Origin of the sequence: Parasphingorhabdus sp. (assembly GCF_048269865.1) — a bacterium.
Lineage (GTDB): Bacteria > Pseudomonadota > Alphaproteobacteria > Sphingomonadales > Sphingomonadaceae > Parasphingorhabdus.
Genome location: NZ_JBLWUA010000002.1, coordinates 260,505 through 280,060 on the forward strand (window position 1 = coordinate 260,505; position 19,556 = coordinate 280,060).

Annotated in this window: 21 protein-coding genes; 2 read left to right on the forward strand and 19 right to left on the reverse strand. The window is 56.2% G+C overall.

All coding sequences use genetic code 11. The annotated features are described in order from the left end of the window. Nucleotides 1-5 precede the first annotated feature (5 nt). The 5 genes from ACN0WW_RS03495 to rpsD form a co-directional block, all read right to left on the reverse strand. On the reverse strand, nt 6-860 hold the full coding sequence (locus ACN0WW_RS03495) for a class I SAM-dependent methyltransferase (protein WP_417609427.1): 855 nt from the start codon (nt 858-860) through the stop codon (nt 6-8). A 79-nt stretch (nt 861-939) separates the two neighbouring features. Continuing rightward, entirely contained in the window at nt 940-2,460 is a 1,521-nt protein-coding gene (locus tag ACN0WW_RS03500; protein ID WP_417609429.1) for an FMN-binding glutamate synthase family protein, read from the reverse strand. Nucleotides 2,461-2,540: 80 nt separating this feature from the next. Then, the gene (locus tag ACN0WW_RS03505; protein ID WP_417609431.1) at nt 2,541-3,521 is read right to left on the reverse strand and encodes an agmatine deiminase family protein; all 981 of its coding nucleotides are present in this window, start codon (nt 3,519-3,521) and stop codon (nt 2,541-2,543) included. A gap of 21 nt (nt 3,522-3,542) precedes the next feature. After that, nucleotides 3,543-5,216, reverse strand: coding sequence for a M28 family metallopeptidase (locus ACN0WW_RS03510; protein WP_417609750.1), 1,674 nt, complete (start codon nt 5,214-5,216; stop codon nt 3,543-3,545). Between the two features lie 201 nt (nt 5,217-5,417). Continuing rightward, complete coding sequence (gene rpsD / locus ACN0WW_RS03515) at nt 5,418-6,032, reverse strand: 30S ribosomal protein S4 (protein ID WP_417609433.1); 615 nt, start codon at nt 6,030-6,032, stop codon at nt 5,418-5,420. Nucleotides 6,033-6,248: 216 nt separating this feature from the next. On the opposite strand from rpsD, the gene ACN0WW_RS03520 reads away from it, so the two are divergent. Continuing rightward, entirely contained in the window at nt 6,249-6,560 is a 312-nt protein-coding gene (locus tag ACN0WW_RS03520; RefSeq protein ID WP_417609435.1) for a chorismate mutase, read from the forward strand. A 3-nt stretch (nt 6,561-6,563) separates the two neighbouring features. Here the strand turns inward: ACN0WW_RS03520 and ACN0WW_RS03525 are convergent, their stop codons facing one another. From ACN0WW_RS03525 to ACN0WW_RS03590, 14 genes are all read right to left on the reverse strand, one after another. Beyond that, on the reverse strand, nt 6,564-7,307 hold the full coding sequence (locus ACN0WW_RS03525) for an RNA methyltransferase (protein WP_417609437.1): 744 nt from the start codon (nt 7,305-7,307) through the stop codon (nt 6,564-6,566). Then, entirely contained in the window at nt 7,304-7,765 is a 462-nt protein-coding gene (gene nrdR / locus ACN0WW_RS03530) for a transcriptional regulator NrdR (RefSeq protein ID WP_417609439.1), read from the reverse strand. The genes ACN0WW_RS03525 and nrdR overlap by 4 nt, the downstream gene beginning before the upstream one ends. A gap of 14 nt (nt 7,766-7,779) precedes the next feature. Continuing rightward, nucleotides 7,780-9,069 (reverse strand): serine hydroxymethyltransferase, encoded by a 1,290-nt coding sequence (gene glyA, locus ACN0WW_RS03535; protein WP_417609752.1) that lies wholly within the window; start codon nt 9,067-9,069, stop codon nt 7,780-7,782. Nucleotides 9,070-9,083: 14 nt separating this feature from the next. Beyond that, on the reverse strand, nt 9,084-9,536 hold the full coding sequence (rpiB, locus tag ACN0WW_RS03540; protein WP_417609441.1) for a ribose 5-phosphate isomerase B: 453 nt from the start codon (nt 9,534-9,536) through the stop codon (nt 9,084-9,086). A 160-nt stretch (nt 9,537-9,696) separates the two neighbouring features. Continuing rightward, entirely contained in the window at nt 9,697-11,637 is a 1,941-nt protein-coding gene (locus tag ACN0WW_RS03545) for a potassium transporter Kup (protein ID WP_417609443.1), read from the reverse strand. Between the two features lie 153 nt (nt 11,638-11,790). Continuing rightward, a complete protein-coding gene (locus ACN0WW_RS03550) occupies nt 11,791-12,447 on the reverse strand; it encodes a tetratricopeptide repeat protein (RefSeq protein ID WP_417609445.1) in 657 nt (218 codons plus the stop codon). Then, a complete protein-coding gene (locus tag ACN0WW_RS03555; protein ID WP_417609447.1) occupies nt 12,444-12,860 on the reverse strand; it encodes a cytochrome c-type biogenesis protein CcmH in 417 nt (138 codons plus the stop codon). The genes ACN0WW_RS03550 and ACN0WW_RS03555 overlap by 4 nt, the downstream gene beginning before the upstream one ends. Continuing rightward, nucleotides 12,857-13,384, reverse strand: a complete 528-nt coding sequence (locus ACN0WW_RS03560) for a DsbE family thiol:disulfide interchange protein (protein WP_417609449.1) — start codon at nt 13,382-13,384, stop codon at nt 12,857-12,859. Before ACN0WW_RS03560 ends, ACN0WW_RS03555 begins: the two co-directional genes overlap by 4 nt. After that, on the reverse strand, nt 13,381-15,318 hold the full coding sequence (locus ACN0WW_RS03565) for a heme lyase CcmF/NrfE family subunit (RefSeq protein ID WP_417609451.1): 1,938 nt from the start codon (nt 15,316-15,318) through the stop codon (nt 13,381-13,383). Before ACN0WW_RS03565 ends, ACN0WW_RS03560 begins: the two co-directional genes overlap by 4 nt. Continuing rightward, nucleotides 15,315-15,764, reverse strand: a complete 450-nt coding sequence (ccmE, locus tag ACN0WW_RS03570) for a cytochrome c maturation protein CcmE (protein ID WP_417609453.1) — start codon at nt 15,762-15,764, stop codon at nt 15,315-15,317. The genes ACN0WW_RS03565 and ccmE overlap by 4 nt, the downstream gene beginning before the upstream one ends. Further along, the gene (locus ACN0WW_RS03575) at nt 15,761-15,892 is read right to left on the reverse strand and encodes a heme exporter protein CcmD (RefSeq protein ID WP_417609455.1); all 132 of its coding nucleotides are present in this window, start codon (nt 15,890-15,892) and stop codon (nt 15,761-15,763) included. Before ACN0WW_RS03575 ends, ccmE begins: the two co-directional genes overlap by 4 nt. Next, on the reverse strand, nt 15,889-16,605 hold the full coding sequence (gene ccmC / locus ACN0WW_RS03580; RefSeq protein ID WP_417609457.1) for a heme ABC transporter permease CcmC: 717 nt from the start codon (nt 16,603-16,605) through the stop codon (nt 15,889-15,891). The genes ACN0WW_RS03575 and ccmC overlap by 4 nt, the downstream gene beginning before the upstream one ends. Nucleotides 16,606-16,781: 176 nt before the next feature. After that, nucleotides 16,782-18,446 (reverse strand): SulP family inorganic anion transporter, encoded by a 1,665-nt coding sequence (locus ACN0WW_RS03585; protein ID WP_417609459.1) that lies wholly within the window; start codon nt 18,444-18,446, stop codon nt 16,782-16,784. A gap of 12 nt (nt 18,447-18,458) precedes the next feature. Then, entirely contained in the window at nt 18,459-18,779 is a 321-nt protein-coding gene (locus ACN0WW_RS03590) for a helix-turn-helix domain-containing protein (protein ID WP_417609461.1), read from the reverse strand. Nucleotides 18,780-19,040: 261 nt separating this feature from the next. On the opposite strand from ACN0WW_RS03590, the gene ACN0WW_RS03595 reads away from it, so the two are divergent. Continuing rightward, a complete protein-coding gene (locus ACN0WW_RS03595; RefSeq protein ID WP_417609463.1) occupies nt 19,041-19,550 on the forward strand; it encodes a DUF983 domain-containing protein in 510 nt (169 codons plus the stop codon). Nucleotides 19,551-19,556: the final 6 nt, after the last annotated feature.

The window sequence follows — 19,556 nt, forward strand, 5'->3', positions numbered from 1 at the left end:
GCGGCTTAGGGGCGCTTCTTAAACAATAATGTCATCCGGTCGGATTCGCCGATCGCCTGATATTTGGCTTTGTCGGCATCCCCTGACCCCAGAACCGGCGGCAATGTCCACACGCCGCCTTCATAATCGGACATATCTTTCGGATTGGCATTGATCTCCGATTCATCAACCAACTCAAAACCGTTCAGCTCGAACAGATCCACGACCGATTCCTGCTTAATATATCCCTTGCTGCCGTTGGACATGGCGTAGGATGCGTCAGGCTTGGCTCGATGCTGGACCACCCCAACCATGCCGTCATCGGCAAGCATTTCACGCAAGGCCCTCAGCTCGGAATCCGCGCGATTGCCGTTGAGCATACCGTGCAGCGATCGGAAAATAAAGATCCGGTCAACCTTTCCCTTCATAGTGTCGGGCAATTCGTCGCTTTCAAAAGCCATTATCTTTTTTGCGTCCATCCCGGTCCATTTAGCCGCTGCAACCGGAAAGCTTTCCGGCCAGCCCTTGGCCCGTGCTTCTCGCGCCCGGTCCGGAAAATTGGTAGCCGAACTGTCTCCATTGATCGCAATATATGTCCCGCTGCCGGCAAGATAGGGCACCAATATGCGCGTATACCAGCCGCCGCCCGGTCCATATTCCACCACCGTTTGGTCGGGCTTTACCCCGAAAAACATCAGCGTCTCTGCCGGATGGCGATAGACATCACGAGCCTTGTCATCAGCGCGTCGCTCGTGATCGAGAACAGCCTTCATGTCTGCTGAATGCATCGAGGCACCATCCTTTTCGTGATGGTTGGCAACCGCAGGAGCTCCAGCGGTCAGCATCGCCAGCGCCGCACTGGCCATAAGCAATTTCTTCATGACATTTTTCCTCTCATATTTTTTGGCACCAATTCTCTCACCGCATCACTAACGGCGACGCTTGGGGGCACAATATGTATTATCGGGCACTCTCCATAGACAGCTTATATTGCGGCAGCAGATCGGGTCTGGGATAGAGTTCATCAAATGGCACGGATTTTCCCGTGTCCTGCACAATCCGCACATGTTTTCGCCCTAGCAGCCGCGGCTCATCGACGCCGCAGCTATGCGCGATGACTTCAACCTCGTGAACAATGTTACGGCAGTAATTGGCAACCTTTACCTTCTTGTCCTGGGGATCCAGGCCGCGCTGCAGGCGCGGATTATGCGTCGTGATCCCTGTCGGACAGGTGTTCTTGTTGCACTTTAGCGACTGGATACAACCAAGCGAAAACATGAAACCGCGCGCGGTATTGACGAAATCGGCTCCCGCGCAGATCGCCCACGCGACGCTGGCAGGCGTAACCCGCTTGCCCGATGCTATGATCTTAATCCGCTCCCGCAGCCCGTATCGCGAAAAAATATCGGACAGCATCGGCAGACTCTCCTTCAGCTGCAATCCGACATTATCCATCAACGGCATCGGCGCAGCACCAGTGCCACCATCGCCGCCGTCCAGCGTGAAAAAGTCGGGTGCACTTTCAACGCCGCGCTTGTGGATTGCTTCACACAATTCCTCCAGCCAGCCATAGGCTCCGACGACAGCCTTTATCCCGGTCGGTTTGCCGGTGACGTCACGCACATGATGAATGAAGTCCAGCAGATCATCGACGCTGTTGATCTCGGGATGGCGGTTGGGCGAAATGCTCGGCTTCCCTTCTTCGATTCCCCGGATTTCGGCGATCATTTTATTCACTTTTTCTCCGGGCAGGATCCCGCCCTTGCCCGGCTTGGCACCTTGCGAGAGCTTGATTTCAAACATCCTCACCTGATCATGCGCAGCCACCTCTCGCAGCTTGTCATCGCTCAAGCTCCCGTCGCTGTGGCGAACACCATATTTGGCCGTGCCGAGCTGGAAAATAATGTCGCAGCCACCTTCGAGATGATAAGGAGACAAGCCTCCTTCCCCGGTGTTCAGCCAGCAACCTGCCAGTTTTGCGCCGTGCGACAGTGCCCGGATCGCCGGCACCGACAAGGCGCCGAAGCTCATCGCGGAAATGTTGAAGAATGAATGCGCTTCATAGGGATGTTTCGAATAGGGTCCGACCACTCGACTGGTCGTTTCCGCTGCATCGGTCTTCAGCGTCGGAAACGGACAATTGACAAATATCGCGGTGCCGGGCGGATCGAGATTCTTCGTCGACCCGAAAGCGATGGTATTGTCCATACCCTTCCCGGCTCTTTTTACCCATTCGCGCTCGGCCCGGTTGAAAGGCATTTCCTCGCGGTCCATGGCGAAAAAATATTGCCGGAAAAACTCTCCAAGCGTTGAAAAAATATGACGAAACCGGCCGATGACCGGATAATTGCGCCGCACGGCATCCTGTTTCTGCGTTATATCGATCAAAAAAAGAAGGACGATAACAGCCAGCCCGAGTCCCAGCAGCACGATGAATATATAGGTCAGCGCACTTAATACGCTCAACAGGCTGTCCGTCATCGATATCCTCTCTACTGGCTTGATAGGCATTTATCAGCTTACGCCGCTGTGACCAACACACGCCTGCACTGCGGCGCGGGTTAAGAAAGCGCCGGAATCTGCTGTGAAATGCAGTGAAAACTGCCACCGCCGCGCAACAGCGCCTGGCTGGATAGTCCGACAACCTTGCGATCGGGGAACAGAGCGGAAATTCCATCAACGGCCTTGATATCGTTCGCCGCCGCATATTGCGGAACCGCGACCACGCTATTGCCGATATAGAAGTTCATATAGCTGGCCGGAGCAATCTCTCCGTCGATCTTGTACAGCCCTGCGGATGGCAAGCGGGCCACCTCTAATCCGAACGATTTGGCCCGCTCCGCAGCGTCGGCAAAAATCTGGGCGTTGGGATCATCGGCAGTATCGGCCTCCGGAACAACGACTTTGCCTGGCGCAACAAAGCGAGCGAGATTATCAACATGCCCGTCGGTATGATCGGCGACCAGCCCGTCACCGAGCCAGCAAATATCCGCTACCGCCAATGCTGCTCGTAGGCGGGCTTCGGCCTCATCGATGGTGAGCCCGTCGTTGCGATTGCCATTGAGCACGCATTGCGCCGTGGTGACCAGACGGCCCGCTCCGTCTCCATCGATCGCACCGCCTTCCAAAACCCAATCCTGATCGCGCACTTTCAGATCAAAGCGCTCGGCCAACCGCAGGCCGATATCCTGATCACCAGCCATCGCATATTTTCCGCCCCAGCCGTTAAAGCTGAAATTCTGGCCCAGAAGGCCATTTGAACCCGCACAAAAAATAGGCGCAGAGTCGCGCAGCCAGATATCCCCGAACGGCTCGAAAATGATTTCGACGGGGGGCCGGACAAGCAGGCGCGCGGCCTCGGCGTCAGCACTTGTCCGGCAGACCAGAACGACTGTCTCTCCCGCCCCTTCGTCAGCGACAGCATTTGCAAATGCTGCTACCTCGCGCTGCGCTTCAGCGAGTCCGACCGGCCATTCCGCCGGATCACCGGGAAAGCCGATCCAGACCGCCTGATGCGGCTCCCATTCTGCTGGCCATCTCATATCGGCCTCTTTCAGCTGGGATTAGCTACCGGCCCGGCTTTTGTCCCGGATCGCCCGGAATTCGTCGCCTTCATTCCAGTTCGGCCAGTCTTCGGTCATCGCCATCATCCGGCCGACGGTATAATAGACCTTGAGATCACCCATTACGCCGGTCCAGTCCCAGTTCGGATCATATTCATCCTTCGGTCCATGATAGCGATTATCGGTATAATCCTTGGCAGCGGCCTCGCCCGCTTCCCGGCCGCCGTCGACCATATCTTCACCGCCTTCGAAATAAATCATCGGCACGCCAAGCTTGGCAAAGCTGAAATGATCGGACCGGTAATAGAAGCCCTTCTCCGGCGTCGGTTCAGCTTCGGCCACACGGCCATCCTCTTTCAAGGCCGCTTCCAGATACGCATCCAGCTCCGACTTGCCCTTGCCAACCACAACGACATTTGTCGCCGGACCGGCCATGGCAAAAGCATCCATATTCACGCCGCCGACCGTCTGGCTGAGCGGATAGATCGGATTTTCCGCATAATATTTTGAGCCGAGCAATCCCGATTCTTCAGCCGTCACCGCCAGAAAAATAACGCTCCGGTCCGGGGCACCTGCTTTGACATAGGCCTCGGCCAGCGCCACCAGCGCCGCAGTGCCCGTTGCATTGTCTATGGCACCGTTGCAGATATCGTCGCCATCGGGAGCAGGCTTGCAGTGACCCAGATGATCCCAGTGAGCGGTATAGATGACATATTCGTCTGGACGAGTCTTGCCCTTCAGAACACCGATGACATTCTTGCTGTCGGTCTTCTTGATATCATTTTCCAGCGAAACCGATGCTTTCTGCTTCAGGTCCACCGCCTTGAAACCCTTTTCCTTCGCTGCCCTCATCTGCGCAGCCAAATCTTCACCAGCTGCGGCAAAAATCTTGGCAGCCGCCTCTTTCTGGATCCAGCCGTTCAATTTTGTCTGATCGGCACCACCGTTGGCGGACTGGGCGTAAAATTGCTCGCCAGTCCAGCTCGATTCAACCACGTTCCAGCCATAGGCAGCCGGGTCTGTGTCATGAATGATCAGCGCCGCAGCAGCACCCTGCCGTGCCGCTTCTTCATATTTATAGGTCCAACGGCCATAATAGGTCATCGCCCGTCCCCCAAATTCGCCGTCCAGGCTTTCGGTACCGAAATCCGGATCGTTGACGAGAATGACGACCGTCTTGCCCTTCACGTCGACATCGGCATAGTCATTCCAGCCGCGCTCCGGCGCGTTGATGCCATAGCCGACAAACACCATGTCACTGTCGGTCACTTCGACTTTGGGCTGTTCCTGATAGCTCGCAACAACATAGTCGCTGCCATAGTCAAAGGAGAAATCACTCTCGCCGCCGCGAATTGTCAGCGGCGACATATTTTTGGCCGTGATGCCGACCAGCGGAACATCCTGGAACCAGCTATCGCCATTCCCGGGTTCCAGTCCTGCTTCCGCGAATTTTGCGGAAATCAGCTTGGTCGCCTTTTCCTCACCCGCTGTCCCCGGAGCGCGGCCTTCGTAGGCGTCAGAGGAAAGCTCCTCGGTGATGGATTTCATGGTTTCGACCGACAGGTCTGGAGCTGCGACTTCGGGAAGGGCAAGTGTCGCATCTTCCTCTTCAATTTTCGTGCAGCCAGCCAAGGCCAACGCCGGGAGGACAAATATCAACAGCGACCGTTTCATCATATTGCATTACCTTCTGAAATTTTCAGTTTCGCAAATCGTTGTTTACCCAATGGCATGCGATTTTAGGCAAGGCAAGGTGCGTCACCGTCGACAGTGGAAACGTGCCGCTAACCGTATCCGTGTGTCCCTATGGATCCTGCCCACAAACAAAAAAGGCGGCTCGCGAGAGCCGCCTTTTTTGAAACTTTCTGACACCGATCAGCGCGAATAGAATTCAACAACCAGATTGGGTTCCATCGTCACCGGATAAGGCACTTCATCCAGTGTCGGGATCCGGACATAGGTCACTTTGTCAGTGCCGTCAGGCGCTACATATTCAGGAATATCACGCTCCGGCAGGCTCTGCGCTTCAATCACGAGCAGCATTTCCTTTGCCTTGTCGCTCAGCGAAATTTCGTCGCCAGGAACGACCTTGCGCGAAGCAACATTACATTTGACGCCATTGACGCGAATGTGGCCGTGGCTCACGAGCTGACGGGCAGCAAAGATGGTCGGGGTAAACTTCGCGCGATAGACAACCATGTCAAGGCGCCGCTCCAGCAGGCCAATCAGATTCTGGCTGGTATCGCCTTTCATCGCTGCGGCTTCTTTATAAGCGCGTCGGAACTGCTTTTCCGTCACATCGCCATAATAGCCCTTGAGCTTTTGCTTGGCGCGCAGCTGAATGCCGAAGTCGGAAAGCTTGCCCTTGCGGCGCTGGCCATGCTGGCCGGGGCCGTAATCGCGGCGATTGACGGGAGATTTGGGGCGGCCCCAAATATTCTCACCCATGCGGCGATCGAGCTTATACTTGGAACTGGTACGTTTGGTCATATCAATGACTCCTCATTTGCTGTTTTATCGTCTTCCCGGAGCGCACCATCAAAACAGCTGTTTTGATGCGGCCACCGCTTCACCGGGGTGCGGGGCCAATTGCAAGTGCGCGCCTATGACGAGCAAACTCTTCATTGTCAACTGTCTTTCCGTGCGAAAAACGTCCGCAAATCCGCAACAGGCCTCGACTCTCAATCGAGCGGAGATTATTGCCCGATGATGACCAAAAGTACATCATTGCCGCCCATGGAAACCATGAACGATGTCCGGGAGCAGGTTGACCGCATTGACTCCGAGATTATCGCGCTGATGGCCCAGCGATTTGCCTGTATGGATGCTGCTGCCCGGATCAAGCAAGACCGCAATGTCGTCCGTGATGAAACCCGCAAGGCAGCCGTCCTGCAAAATGTCAAGAAACTGGCGGAGGAAGCCCGCATTCCCGTCCCCGCGATGGCAGCGATCTGGGAAATGCTGGTGGAAACATCGATCAGCTATGAACTGCAAAAATGGGATCAGCTGCGCAAATAACGGCTACTGTTTTTCCGCCTTGTCCTTGCGCGGAGGGCGTTCGAGCGACGATATCACGCCGCGCCACGTCTTGACTTCCTCATTCGTCCATGCCGGCTTGGTCAGCATATTGCGAAGCGTCACCTTCGTAGCCGCAGCCCGCTCGGCTGGATAGAAATAGCCGTTTTTGTCCAGCGCTCGTTCGAGATGCTCGTAAAACATGTCCAGCTCTCGTTGCGGTGCCGGTTCGGCCAGTTTCTTCTCCAGCGTCGGCTGAATAGTGGCTCCCCGATCCATTTTGGACAGTTCATAGGCCACGAGAATCACCGCCTGCGCCAGGTTGAGCGAGCCAAATTCCGGGTTGATCGGGACGGTGATGATCTTCCGCGCCAGCTCAACATCGACCACTTCCAGCCCGGCGCGCTCCGGCCCGAACAGGATCGCGCATCTGCCGCTTGCCTGCGCGATATCTTCCGCAGCCTCCCAGGGGGCAAGAACTGTCTTGGTCATGCCGCGCTTGCGGACGGTTGTAGCGTAAACATGCGCACAGTCCGCCACCGCGTCTGCCGTGGTTTCGAAAATCTGGGCCTGTTCGAGAACAACGTCCGCTCCCGAAGCCGAAGGCCCGGCAGCGGGATTGGGCCAGCCATCTCGTGGTTTGACGATGCGCATCTCGGTCAGCCCAAAATTCAGCATGGCGCGGGCGGCTTTTCCGATATTCTCGCCGAGCTGGGGATTGACCAATATGATCGCGGGCTGGTTATTCACGCGCCGCCGACATCTTTTACGCTGCCCGCAAATTCCTTGAAATCCTTCGCTTCGGTGAAATCCTTATAGACCGAAGCGAAGCGAATATAGGCGACGCTGTCGAGCGCTTTGAGGCCATCCATCACCATCTCGCCGATCTTCTTGGATGGAATTTCGGTTTCACCACTCGTTTCCAGCTGCCGCTGGATCCCGGAGACCAGCTGATCCATCTGCTCCTGCTTCAGACCGCGCTTCCGGCAAGCCAGAGAGACCGACAACTCGATTTTCGACCGATCAAAAGGCTCCTTGCGCTGCTCGCTTTTGACAACAGTAATTTCCCGCAATTGCACCCGTTCAAAGGTAGTGAACCGCGCACCGCAGCCTTCGCACTGACGGCGGCGCCGGATCGTTGTATTGTCCTCTGTTGGACGGCTGTCTTTCACCTGACTGTCGTCATGAGCACAAAAGGGGCAACGCATGATGTAGCTTTCTGTTAAGCTGGGTAGATCGGGAAGCGGTCACACAGCGCCTGCACCCGCTCGCGGACATCGGCTTCTACCGACGGATCGCCGTCCTCTCCCTTGTCTTTCAGCCCGTCCAGGACGTCGGCCACCATATCGCCGATCAGGCGGAACTCGGCCGGACCAAAGCCGCGGGTGGTGCCGGCAGGCGAGCCAACCCGGATGCCGCTGGTCTTCATCGGGGACTGCGGATCATTGGGGATGCTGTTCTTGTTGCAGGTGATGCCCGCCCGTTCGAGCGCTTCATCGGCATCCCGTCCGGTAATGCCGAGCGGCGACAGGTCGATCAGCGCCAGATGAGTGTCGGTTCCACCGGCGACGACATCGGCGCCGCGCTCCTTCAGCGTCGCCGCCAAAATCTTGGCATTTTCGATGACAGCGGCGGAATAGCTTTTAAACTCCGGACGCAGGGCTTCGCCAAAGGCAACCGCCTTGGCAGCGATCACGTGCATCAACGGACCACCCTGCAGACCAGGGAAAACGGCCGAATTGATTTTCTTGGCAATGGATTCGTCGTTGGTCAGGATCATACCGCCGCGGGGGCCGCGCAGGGTTTTGTGGGTGGTGGTGGTGACGACATGCGCATGATCCAGCGGGCTGGGATGCAGTCCGGCAGCAACCAGACCAGCAAAATGCGCCATATCCACCATGAAAATCGCGCCCACTTCATCGGCAATCGCCCGGAATTTCGCAAAATCAATCTGCCGAGGATAGGCCGAACCACCGGCAATGATCAGTTTTGGCTGATGCTCCTTCGCCAGAGCTTCAACTTCTGCATAATTGATCAAATGATCATCATCGTTGACGCCATATTGGATCGCATTGAACCATTTGCCCGATTGGGCAGGCTTGGCACCGTGGGTCAGGTGGCCGCCGGCATCCAGCGACATGCCAAGAATGGTATCGCCAGGCTTGACCAGCGCCAGCATCACCGCACCATTGGCCTGGGCACCGGAATGCGGCTGCACATTGGCAAAACCGCAATTGAATAGCTGCTTGGCGCGCTCGATCGCCAGAGTCTCGACATCATCCGATGGCGCGCAGCCCTGATAATAGCGACGGCCGGGATAGCCTTCGGCATATTTATTGGTGAAAACAGAACCTTGCGCCTGAAGAACCGCGCGGGACACGATATTTTCCGAGGCAATCAGTTCGATCTGGTTTTGCTGGCGCGATAGCTCCGAGTTGATCGCTCCGGCTACTGCTGGATCGCTTTCATTGACCGAAAAGTCGAAAAAACCGGTCTGCCTGATATCCTGCATATCTGCCACGTTGCTCATGCGCTAACTCCTTCAAATGATGGTGCGGACAATTTATCGACCCGCCGCTGATGCCGGTCGCCGCCAAATTCTGTTTTCAGAAAGACGTCGAGACAGTCTTTCGCGATTTCGATGCCGATCAAACGCGCGCCCATGGCAATCACATTGGCATCATTGTGTTCCCGCGACAGCTTCGCGGACAGGCCCTCAGAAACCAGAGCACAGCGACAGGCCGGATTGCGATTGACCGCCATGGAAATACCGATGCCTGACCCGCAAAGCGCGACCCCGCGCTCGACCCGGCCGGACGCCACTTCCTCTGCCAATTTATAACCATAATCCGGATAGTCGACGCTATCGGCGGTCATCGGACCAAGATCGGTGACTTCGTGCCCTGCCTCCTGCAACCAATCCACCAGCGCGGCCTTCAAATCAAGGGCGGCATGATCGGAGGCTATGGCGACGCGCATGGGATGGTCCTGAGTTAGAATCGAATGGCCGCTATTTAGTAGAGAGTCCGGCGATAGGCCACCAAATAGTTGACGCACCGCGCCATTCCAAGATTGATCTCCGGCAGAGGCAAATGTCCGGACCAGCCGATCCATATAGCCTGAACGCAGGTCTCAATCTTTAAATTTCCATCTGACTTCCCAGTTCCACCACCCGATTGGTCGGCAGCTTGAAAAATTCCATCGCTGTCGCCGCATTGCGCAACATCCAGGCAAAGAGCTTTTCCCGCCAGATCATCATTTCCGGTTTTTTCGAGGGCAACAAGGTCTGACGCGAAAGGAAGAAGCTGGTGGTCATCATATCGAACTCCATTCCACACTCCTTCACATTTTTCAGCGCTTCCGGAACATCGGTTTCCTGCATGAAGCCAAAATGGAGAATGAGCCGATAGAAACCGTCGCCCAGATCCTTGACTTCACAGCGCTTGTTCGGATTGACGGTCGGCACATCCCTGATGTTGACGGTCAGGATAACAACCCGCTCGTGGATCACCTTGTTGTGCTTGATATTGTGAAGCAGCGCGGATGGCACTCCAGCGGAGGAAGACGCCATGAAGATCGCCGTACCTGGTACTCTTGTCGCGCTATTGGCAGCAGATTTGGTGAAGATTTCGATCGGCATCGCCGCCTCAGCCATATTCTTGCGCATGATCTGCCGGCCCTTGGCCCAAGTGGTCAGAATGACAAAGGCAACGCCGCCAACAGCCAGCGGGAACCAGCCGCCGTCAGGGATCTTGGTAAGATTGGCCGCAAAATAAGCGCCGTCAACAATGAAGAATATCGCCAGCAGGGGAAGCGCAAACCACAATTTCCATTTCCACAGCACCAGCATCACTATGGCCAGCAGGCAAGTATCGATAAACATCGCACCGGTTACGGCGATGCCATACGCCGATGCAAGATTGCTGGAACTCTGGAAGGTCAGAACCAGCAGGATCACAGCAATCATGATCGCCCAGTTGACGAAGGGAATGTAAATCTGGCCAGCCTCCGACGCGCTGGTATGCTTGATCGTCAGGCGCGGAATAAAACCAAGCTGGATCGCCTGGTGAGTGACCGAAAAAGACCCTGAAATCACGGCCTGGCTAGCGATGAAAGTGGCCATGGTCGCCAGGATGACGAGCGGCAGTCGCAGCATTTCTGGCGCCATGATGAAGAACGGATTTTTAATGGCCTCGGTCGCCCCCGCTGCATCGAGCGATAGGATCATCGCACCCTGCCCGAAATAATTGCACAGCAAAGCCGGCATCACAAAGCCGTACCAAGCGACGCGCATCGGCTTGCGGCCGAAGTGCCCCATATCGGCAAACAGAGCTTCTGAACCGGTTACGGCGAGCACCACGGAGCCAAGAGCCAGGAAGGCCTTCACACCGTCCGTGATGAAGAATTGCAGCGCATACCAAGGATTGAACGCCAGCAGGATGGAGGGATGCTGAACGATCTGGATGAGACCGAGCGTAGCAATGATCGCGAAATAAAGAAACATGACCGGAGCAAACAACGCGCCTATTTTCGCAGTGCCGCGCGATTGAAGCAGGAACAGGAATATCAGCAGTGTCAGCGCAATCGGAATGACCAAATGATCCAAGCCGGGCTGAACGACGGTCAGCCCTTCAACCGCCGAAAGCACGGAAATGGCCGGCGTGATCATACTGTCGCCGTAGAAAAGCGCCGTTGCAAATACACCCAGTAATATGGCGAGCCAGCCGTATTTTGATCGGCGCATCGCACCCGATATCAGCGCCACCAGCGCAAGACTGCCCCCCTGCCCCTTGTTATCCGCTCGCATCGTGATGGTGACATACTGGATCGTGACGACGAGGGTCATCGACCAGAAAATCAGACTGACGACGCCCAGAATGTGAATCCGGTCAAGCTCGAGCGGATGCGCTCCGATGAAGGTCTCCCGAAATGCGTATAGCGGGCTCGTGCCAATATCGCCGAACACGATACCGATGGCACCAGCAGCCAGCTTGGCGATAGCTGTATTGCGCTGCGGCGAGCCATGGGTTTGCACCGTGTGGCTTTGCGCATCTGCGCTTTCATTTGGTTCTGCTGACATTGGTTGGCCGTTCAGGCGTACCCCGATCAATTTCGAAAAAAAAGGCGGTCTACTGACATTTGTTTCAGCAAGCGCGTGCGCTTAGCACCGGCATTGAGCAGGTGCAACAAATCGACGGACCGATAATATCAACTTATTCAAAAAACAGAAGTTTTACTGTCCTGGCGCTGGATCAGCAGGTGCTGGGAGGGATGGCTGTATCCGCTCCATCGCCGCCAACCGCGACTCGAGATCCGCGCGCCAAGGAGCATCTTCAGAGCTTCGTGCCAGCAATTCTTTCCAGATCGCCCTGGCCTGATCGATCTTGCCTGACTGGGCGTAAGCCAATCCCAGAAAAAATGGTGGGCCGGGATGTTCAGGAGACAGATCAGCCGCTTTCTGGAACGCAAATTGTGCGGCCGGCGTGACCATGCCATCCGCGTGCACCACCAGAGCGTTGCCCAGGCCTACCCAGAGATCGGGATCATCGGGATGCTCCTTAACCCCGTTGCGCAGATAGTTGGCCGCAGCGCCGTGTTTTCCGGCACGATTGAGCGAGTCGGAAAAAATCAGCCACTCCCGCGCCGTGCCGAAACGCTCCCCCATCTCGTCGCGCGCATCCGTCAGGTCGTCATCAAAGCTATTTGGCTTCTCTGTCGGCTCAACCGATACACCAGCCATCCCCGGATGCCCCTGCCACGCGTAACCAGCGACGCCCAGTAGCAGGGCAGCAGCGGTGATTTCGTAGGTAGCCCGCGACAATTTACCCAGTTTTATGAGGGCGGCAGCGCATATCAGCACAAAAATCAATAATATGATCCAGCCCATCATTCACTACCCTTCGATTTGCGAAAACGCCCACGCGCCAACCAAATAGCGGCAAGCAACAGCACAATCGGCGCGATCCACAAGGGCCATGTCACTGCCGAAGCGATCGGCGGATCGTAGGAGACCCAGTTACCATAACGTTCAATCAACCAGTTTCGCACCGCTTCCGGTGTTTCCCCGGCCGCTATCCGTTCACGCACTTGGCTGCGCATGTCGCCGGCCATCGGGGCGTTGCTATCGGCGATGGATTGGCTCTGGCATTTGAGACAGCGCAATTCTTCCATAAGGTCACGAGCAGCGGCCTCTTGGCGCGGATCATCCAGCTGACGGTCGGCATACGGCGCAGGTGGCAAGCCAGTTTGCGCCGCAATCGGCACCGAAAGGATCAGCATAAGCAAGGCAAGAAAGCGCTTCATCCCGCGTCCTCCAGCAACTTTTTAATCATCGCTATATCTTCCGGGCGGATATCGCCAATATGCTGATGCACGATTATGCCGTTGCCATCGATCACAAAGGTTTCCGGTACTCCAGAGGAACCGATCTCAAGCTGGACCCTGCTCGTCGTGTCACTGCCGATCCGGGTATAGGGATTGCCCCATCGATTCAGAAAATTGGCGACATCCTCCGGCGTATCCCGGCTGGCGATCGCGTTGATCTCCACGCCAGCGCGCTGCAAGGCCAGCAATTGCGGCGCTTCAGCAATGCAAGGCAAACACCAGCTGGCAAAAATATTGAGTAATGTCGGCTTTCCTCTGGCCAAGTCAGCACTGCTCAAGCCGGGCCGTTGTTCAATTGCAGCCGGTAAAGCAAATGACGGCATCGGTTTGCCCACCATTTTGCTCTCGATGATATTGTCTTTGGGCATCATCAAGCCGGTCGCAACCGCCCCAAAAAAGAGGCTGAATAGCACCAGAGGTAACCATAGAAGCCAGCGGTTCATAGCATCGCCTCGGCAAATTCCCTCTGCTTGCGATGCTTGTAACCACGCCGCAGCCTGCCGATCATTGCCAAAAATCCGCCCAGCGCCACCAAAATCCCGCCAAACCAGATCAGGGGTACAAACGGCTTCCACCAGATCCGCACCTGCCAGCGCCCCTCATTATCGCCGTCCCCCAGCACAACGTAAAGCTGACCGTTCCACCGGGTCAGCAACGCGGCTTCACTCGTCTGCGTCTGGGCCGAGGCAAACATGCGGTTTTGCGGATTGATCTCATGCAACGGACCGTCACCATATTGCGCCGTCATCCGGCCTTCCAGTGCCGTCCAGTTCGGCCCCGCAACCGGCTCAATCGCCTGAAAATTGAGTTTCCAGTCGTTGATTGCAATTTCGTCGCCCAGCTGAGCCGCAACCAGCCTTTCCTCGGTAAAGCTGCTTTCGCTGGCCATGCCAACCAAAGCGACCGCGATACCAAAATGAGCGATGACCATGCCATAGGTATGAAGTGGCGTGCGGCGCAAATTGCGTTTCCATAGCGGCGCAAAGCTGGCAACGGCGACGCCAGCGGCCAGCGCCAGACCCAGCAAAGCCAGAATCGACATGCCTGTTGTGAAGGCAACAAGTGAAAACAGGGCCGCGGCGAACACCAGCACCGGAATGGAAATACGATTCAGCAATGCCTTTGCATTGTCGCGGCGCCACCGCAAAAGCGGGCCAGCGGCCATCACCACCACTAGCAATAGCGCCAGAGGCCCGGTTGCCAGATTGAAATAGGGCGGCCCGACCGAAAGCTTTTCACCGGTCACCGCCTCCACCAGCAGCGGATAGAGCGTGCCGATAAATACCAGAGCCAGAATCACCGATAGCAGTAGATTATTCGCTACCAGCGCGCCTTCACGGCTAATCAGTTCGAAGCGGGATCCTTCTTTCACGGTGCCGACCCGCAGTGCGAACAAGGCCATCGCGCCACCGATATAAATTGCGAGCAGAGCGAGGATGAAGCTGCCTCGTTCCGGATCAACCGCAAATGCATGGACGCTGGTAAGAATCCCCGACCGGACCAGGAACGTGCCAATCATCGACATCGAAAAAGCGACCACGGCCAACATCAAGGTCCAGGCGCGCAATCCATCACGCGTCGCAAGCACGGTCACAGAATGCAGCAAAGCTGTCGCCGCCAACCAAGGCATAAGCGAAGCATTTTCGACCGGATCCCAGAACCACCAGCCGCCCCAACCCAGCTCATAATAAGCCCAGTAGCTGCCTGCAGTGATGCCTAGCGTCAGGAATATCCACGCACCCAGCACCCAGGGCCGCATGGCTTTTGCAAAAGCCGGGCCGACATCGCGGGTGATCATCGCACCTACCGCGAAGGAAAAGGCGACGGAAAGGCCGACATAACCGAAATACAGCGTGGGCGGATGGAAGGCGAGACCCGGATCCTGCAGCAGCGGATTCAGCCCCTGCCCGTCTTCCGGGATTGGGAAAATCCGTTCAAACGGATTCGAAGAAATCAGCAGAAAAGCGTAGAATCCCAAGCTGATAAAGGCTTGCGCTGCGAGCGTAGCAACCAAGGTGTTTTGTCTCAGCGACCGCTCAAAGAAAGCAATGAAGGCACCAGCCAGTCCCATCACCGTTACCCAAAGCAACATGGAGCCTTCATGATTGCCCCATGTGCCGGCGAATTTGTAAAGCCAGGGCTTCACGGAAGCACTGTTCATGACCACTAGCCTGACCGACATGTCAGACCGCAGAAATAGCCAGATAAGCAGCAGGAAGGACAGGCTTACAAACAGACCTTGCGCGATGGCGACCGGTCGAATGGCAGCGACATAATCATCCCGCCCGGCGCGCAGTCCAATAGCTCCAAGCGCAAATTGCAGCAGCGCCAGTGCCGCCGCAAGCCATAGCGCGATCAATCCGGTTTCAGCGATCATTGAACAAGCGTTTCGGTCTTGTGCTGACCAGCGGTCATATCAATCCCTTCCAACTCACGCGGAACGTAATTTTCATCATGCTTGGCGAGCAAAGTCTCGGCTACGAACATACCTTTGCCATCAAGCCGTCCGTCAGCCACCACGCCCGACCCTTCGACAAAAAGATCCGGGGTAATGCCAGTATAGGTAACGGGCTGCTGAGCGGTGCCGTCTTGCACAATGAACTGGACTGTCACGCCATCGGCCGATCGCTGGATCGAACCTTCTTCAACCATGCCACCCAACCGGATCGCCTTGCCCGCTTCCGGCTTCCGTTCAGCAATGTCTGTCGGCGTATAGAAATAACTCGCCTGATCCTGCAGCGCATAAGCGGCCAGCAGCCCGGCACCGATCAGGGCAACCAGCGCCAGCAGCACCAAGGTCAGTCTTTGATGCTTCGCTTTCATTTTCGTTTACCCAATTGCTCTGCCTTCTTTTCTGCCTTGCGCATGGCAGCATAGCTGACCACGATAACGGCGACCGTGCAAAGCAGCACTATGGCATATGAGGCAAAGACAAAAGGCCAGTGGTTCATTCGGCTGCCATTCTTTTGAGTCGGGCTTCGACCTTCGTCTCTGCCAGGATCGTTCGCATGCGCATCAGCACAATTGCCCCGAACAGCAGGCTGAAGCCAATAACATTTACCAGCAATGGCCATAGAAAGGCACTATCGATCGAAGAACCGCTGACCGTGATACTGGCCGGTTGATGCAGGCTGTTCCACCACACCACCGAACGATTGATGATCGGAATATTGATCGCGCCGACGATCCCGAAAATCGCAGTGACCCGCGAAACGCCACCCTTGTCTCCACTGGCATTGGCTAGCGCGATATAGGCCAGATAAAGGAAGAACAGCACCAGCACCGATGTCACCCGGCCGTCCCAGACCCACCATGTGCCCCATGTTGGCCGGGCCCAGATCGAGCCGGTTATCAAGCCGAGCGCGGTAAAGGCCGCGCCGGGTATTGCCACCGCGCGAGCAGCCACGGATGCCAAAGGATGCCGCCAGACAATCTGCATGATGCTGGCGATGGCAATGGCGGTCCAGCCCCCCATTGCCAGCCAGACCGTCGGGACATGGATGTACAATATACGGACGCTGTCTCCCATCAGCCGGTCGGCCGGTGCGTAGAGCAAGCCGTAAGTGGAACCGAATATGGCCAGCACCAGACCGACCGCCAGAAACCACATGGTCAGCGGCTTCGCCAGCGTCAAAAAACGGGTTGGGTTTGCAAAAGCGTGCATGGATTGAGCGGTGATTGCCTCGAGCTAGATCGCGTCCAGTGTCATTCGCGCAATTCGATGGCAGAAGCTTGGCTCAGCGACAAGTGTTTTTGCGATTTTCAAGCTTTCGCAACCGCGAACAGTGAACGCTGCAGACATGGCCGAAGGCAAGATGATAGCTCCCAAATAATACATGCTTACGAATCCGCTATCGTCAATTCTCTCGCACGCTGCAGCGCCGCGCGATAGTCGGATTGAAAGGAAATTCCTGGCTGGTCGGCCGACAAGCCAACGCGCGCAAGCATTTCGAAAGGTTGGGTTTGAACGCCCGACAAGATTATCTGCGTACCCGACAGCCTCGCCTGATCGATGAATTCTTCAATCATTGTGACTCCGCTGGCATCCAGCATCGGGACCAGACGCATCCGCAAGATGATGACTTTCGGCGTGCGTCCGATTTTCCGCATGGCATCCAGCAGTTCGCCCGCCACGCCGAAAAAGACGGGACCGCTGATACGGAATACTTCAACGCCTTTGGGCAGATCGTCGCGCTGATCGAGATCATCAGCATGAACGTCGGGATCACGAGTCGGCGGAACTTCGCTATCCAGCTGGACGGTTTCACTCATCCGCGCCATGAACAGAAGCGCAGCCAGGGTCACACCTACGCCGATGGCCACCGTCAAATCGACAAAGATGGTGAGTCCGAAGGTGAGCAGTAACACCGCACGGTCGCTATTCGGCATCCGCAACAATGCGATGAACCGGTCAATTTCGCACATGCCCCAGGCGACTATGAAGAGAATGGCGGCCAGCGCGGCCATGGGTACATAGGCCATCAGTCCGCCGCCAACGAGAATGAACAACAAGACAAAAAGTGCGTGCATCATGCCCGCTACCGGCGTTTTTGCGCCAGCCTTGATATTCGTCGCTGTCCGCGCAATCGCACCTGTTGCGGGCAATCCGCCAAACAGCACCGAACCAATATTGGCGATACCTTGCGCAATCAGTTCCTGATTGGACCGATGGCGGGTGCCGGTCATGCCATCCGCAACCACAGCCGACAGCAGCGCTTCGATTCCGGCAAGAAAGGCAATGGTGAAAGCCGATGGCACCAATTCCGCTGCCCTGCTCCACGACAGATCCGGGAATGAGGGCGCGGGAATAGTGGTGAGCATATCGGGAAACCGCGTACCAATGGTCTCAACCGGTAGATGGAGCATGGGAACGGCTACCGACGCCAGAATCGTCGCGATCAGGAAACCCGGGAGCTTGGGAGCGAACCGCTTGAGTATGACGATTGTGAGCAGAGCCCCGAGACCGACCAACAGGGTCGCAATATGCACCGATGAAATCGCCCCAATATAAGCCTGCCACTTTGGCACAAAAGCGGCTGGAGCATTCTCCAGCGACAATCCCAGAAAGTCATTCACCTGGCTGGACGCGATGATCACGGCGATGCCGGCGGTAAATCCCGTGACCACCGGATGCGGAATGAACTTGATCAGGCGCCCAATCCTGAACGCTCCGGCAGCGATCAGAATAAGCCCTGCCATGAACGTCGCAATCAGCAATCCGTCATAGCCATGCTCGGCTATCACATTGAAGACGACGACCACGAATGCGCCGGTTGGCCCGCCCACCTGAACCCTGGACCCTCCCAGAAAAGAGATCAGAAATCCGGCGAAAACCGCCGTGACAAGCCCCTTGTCAGGCGACGCGCCGCTGGCAATGGCCAGCGCCATCGATAAGGGCAGAGCCACAATCGCGACAGTAAGTCCGGCAACCGAATCAGATTTGAACAGGCGGAAATTATAGCCATCGCGGACGGTCGTTACGAATTTTGGTGTGAAACTATACACCGGAAAGGCTCATCATTCTGTTATCGTGTCCGCTCTGGCCTGATCGAACAATATTGAACCAACTTCGCCGCTGGGCTTTTGACCAACCGTCTCGCGCAATCGTACGCCGCGTCCGATCGCAATGCTGGGGGCGTTTTCACCAATCAGCTCAATTCCGCTGCTTTCCAGCGCCCCGATGACCTTTACCAGCGTATCCACAACGCCGCGTACCTGTCCGTCCGATGCCTCCATCCGCTGGATGGTGGGCAAGGAAAGCCCGGCCAGTTCCGCCAGTCGGCGCTGATCGATACCGAGCAGAGCCCGCGCGGCCCGCATTTGTTGAGACGTGATCATTTATCTGCCTAACTTGATATATAAAACATCAATAATCAGTATTAACAATTTATTCTAATGCTGTATAGAGAAGTTTCGTGATCAGGCGCAAAGCTCCCACAGCAGCCCGATTACAGATTCGACAGTGATGTCCGTCTCCACATTCGATATGATCGATCCGCCACATCGACGGTCGTGGGCCGAACAACCGCTGACAGCAATTGCCATGGGTGGCGACGACGCCAGCCGTTATTTTAGTGATCAGTAACCAGGGTAGAATGAATGGCCGGATTTGAGACTTTGCTCGACAGACTCGTCGATGACATGCGTAGCGACGATTCCACAGGCCGCAATCGTTGCGACAGATCTGATCGCCAGGCTTCACCCAAAACCGCATGGGAAGCTGCTTTCCGCGGCTTGAGAGGCCGTTGCCCGAGCTGCGGTGAAGGCAAATTGTTTCCTCGCCTGCTCAAGCCGATCGAACAGTGCCCGGTCTGCGGCCAGGACTGGACAGCGCAGCAGGCCGATGACTTCCCGGCCTATGTCGCCATCATTGTGACTGGGCACATCATGGCACCCGTCATTATCTTCATGGTCAACGAGATTGGGTTTTCAATGTGGACCAATCTGGCGATCATAATTTGCATGTCCCTGATGCTTATCGCCAGTCTACTGCAACCAGCCAAAGGCGCGATCATCGCCTTGCAGTGGTGGCTGGGGCTAAACGGATTCGAAAAACCTGCCCGGACAAAAGAGTCTATCGACGCAAATGGTCAAAACAAGCGCCTATAACAGACT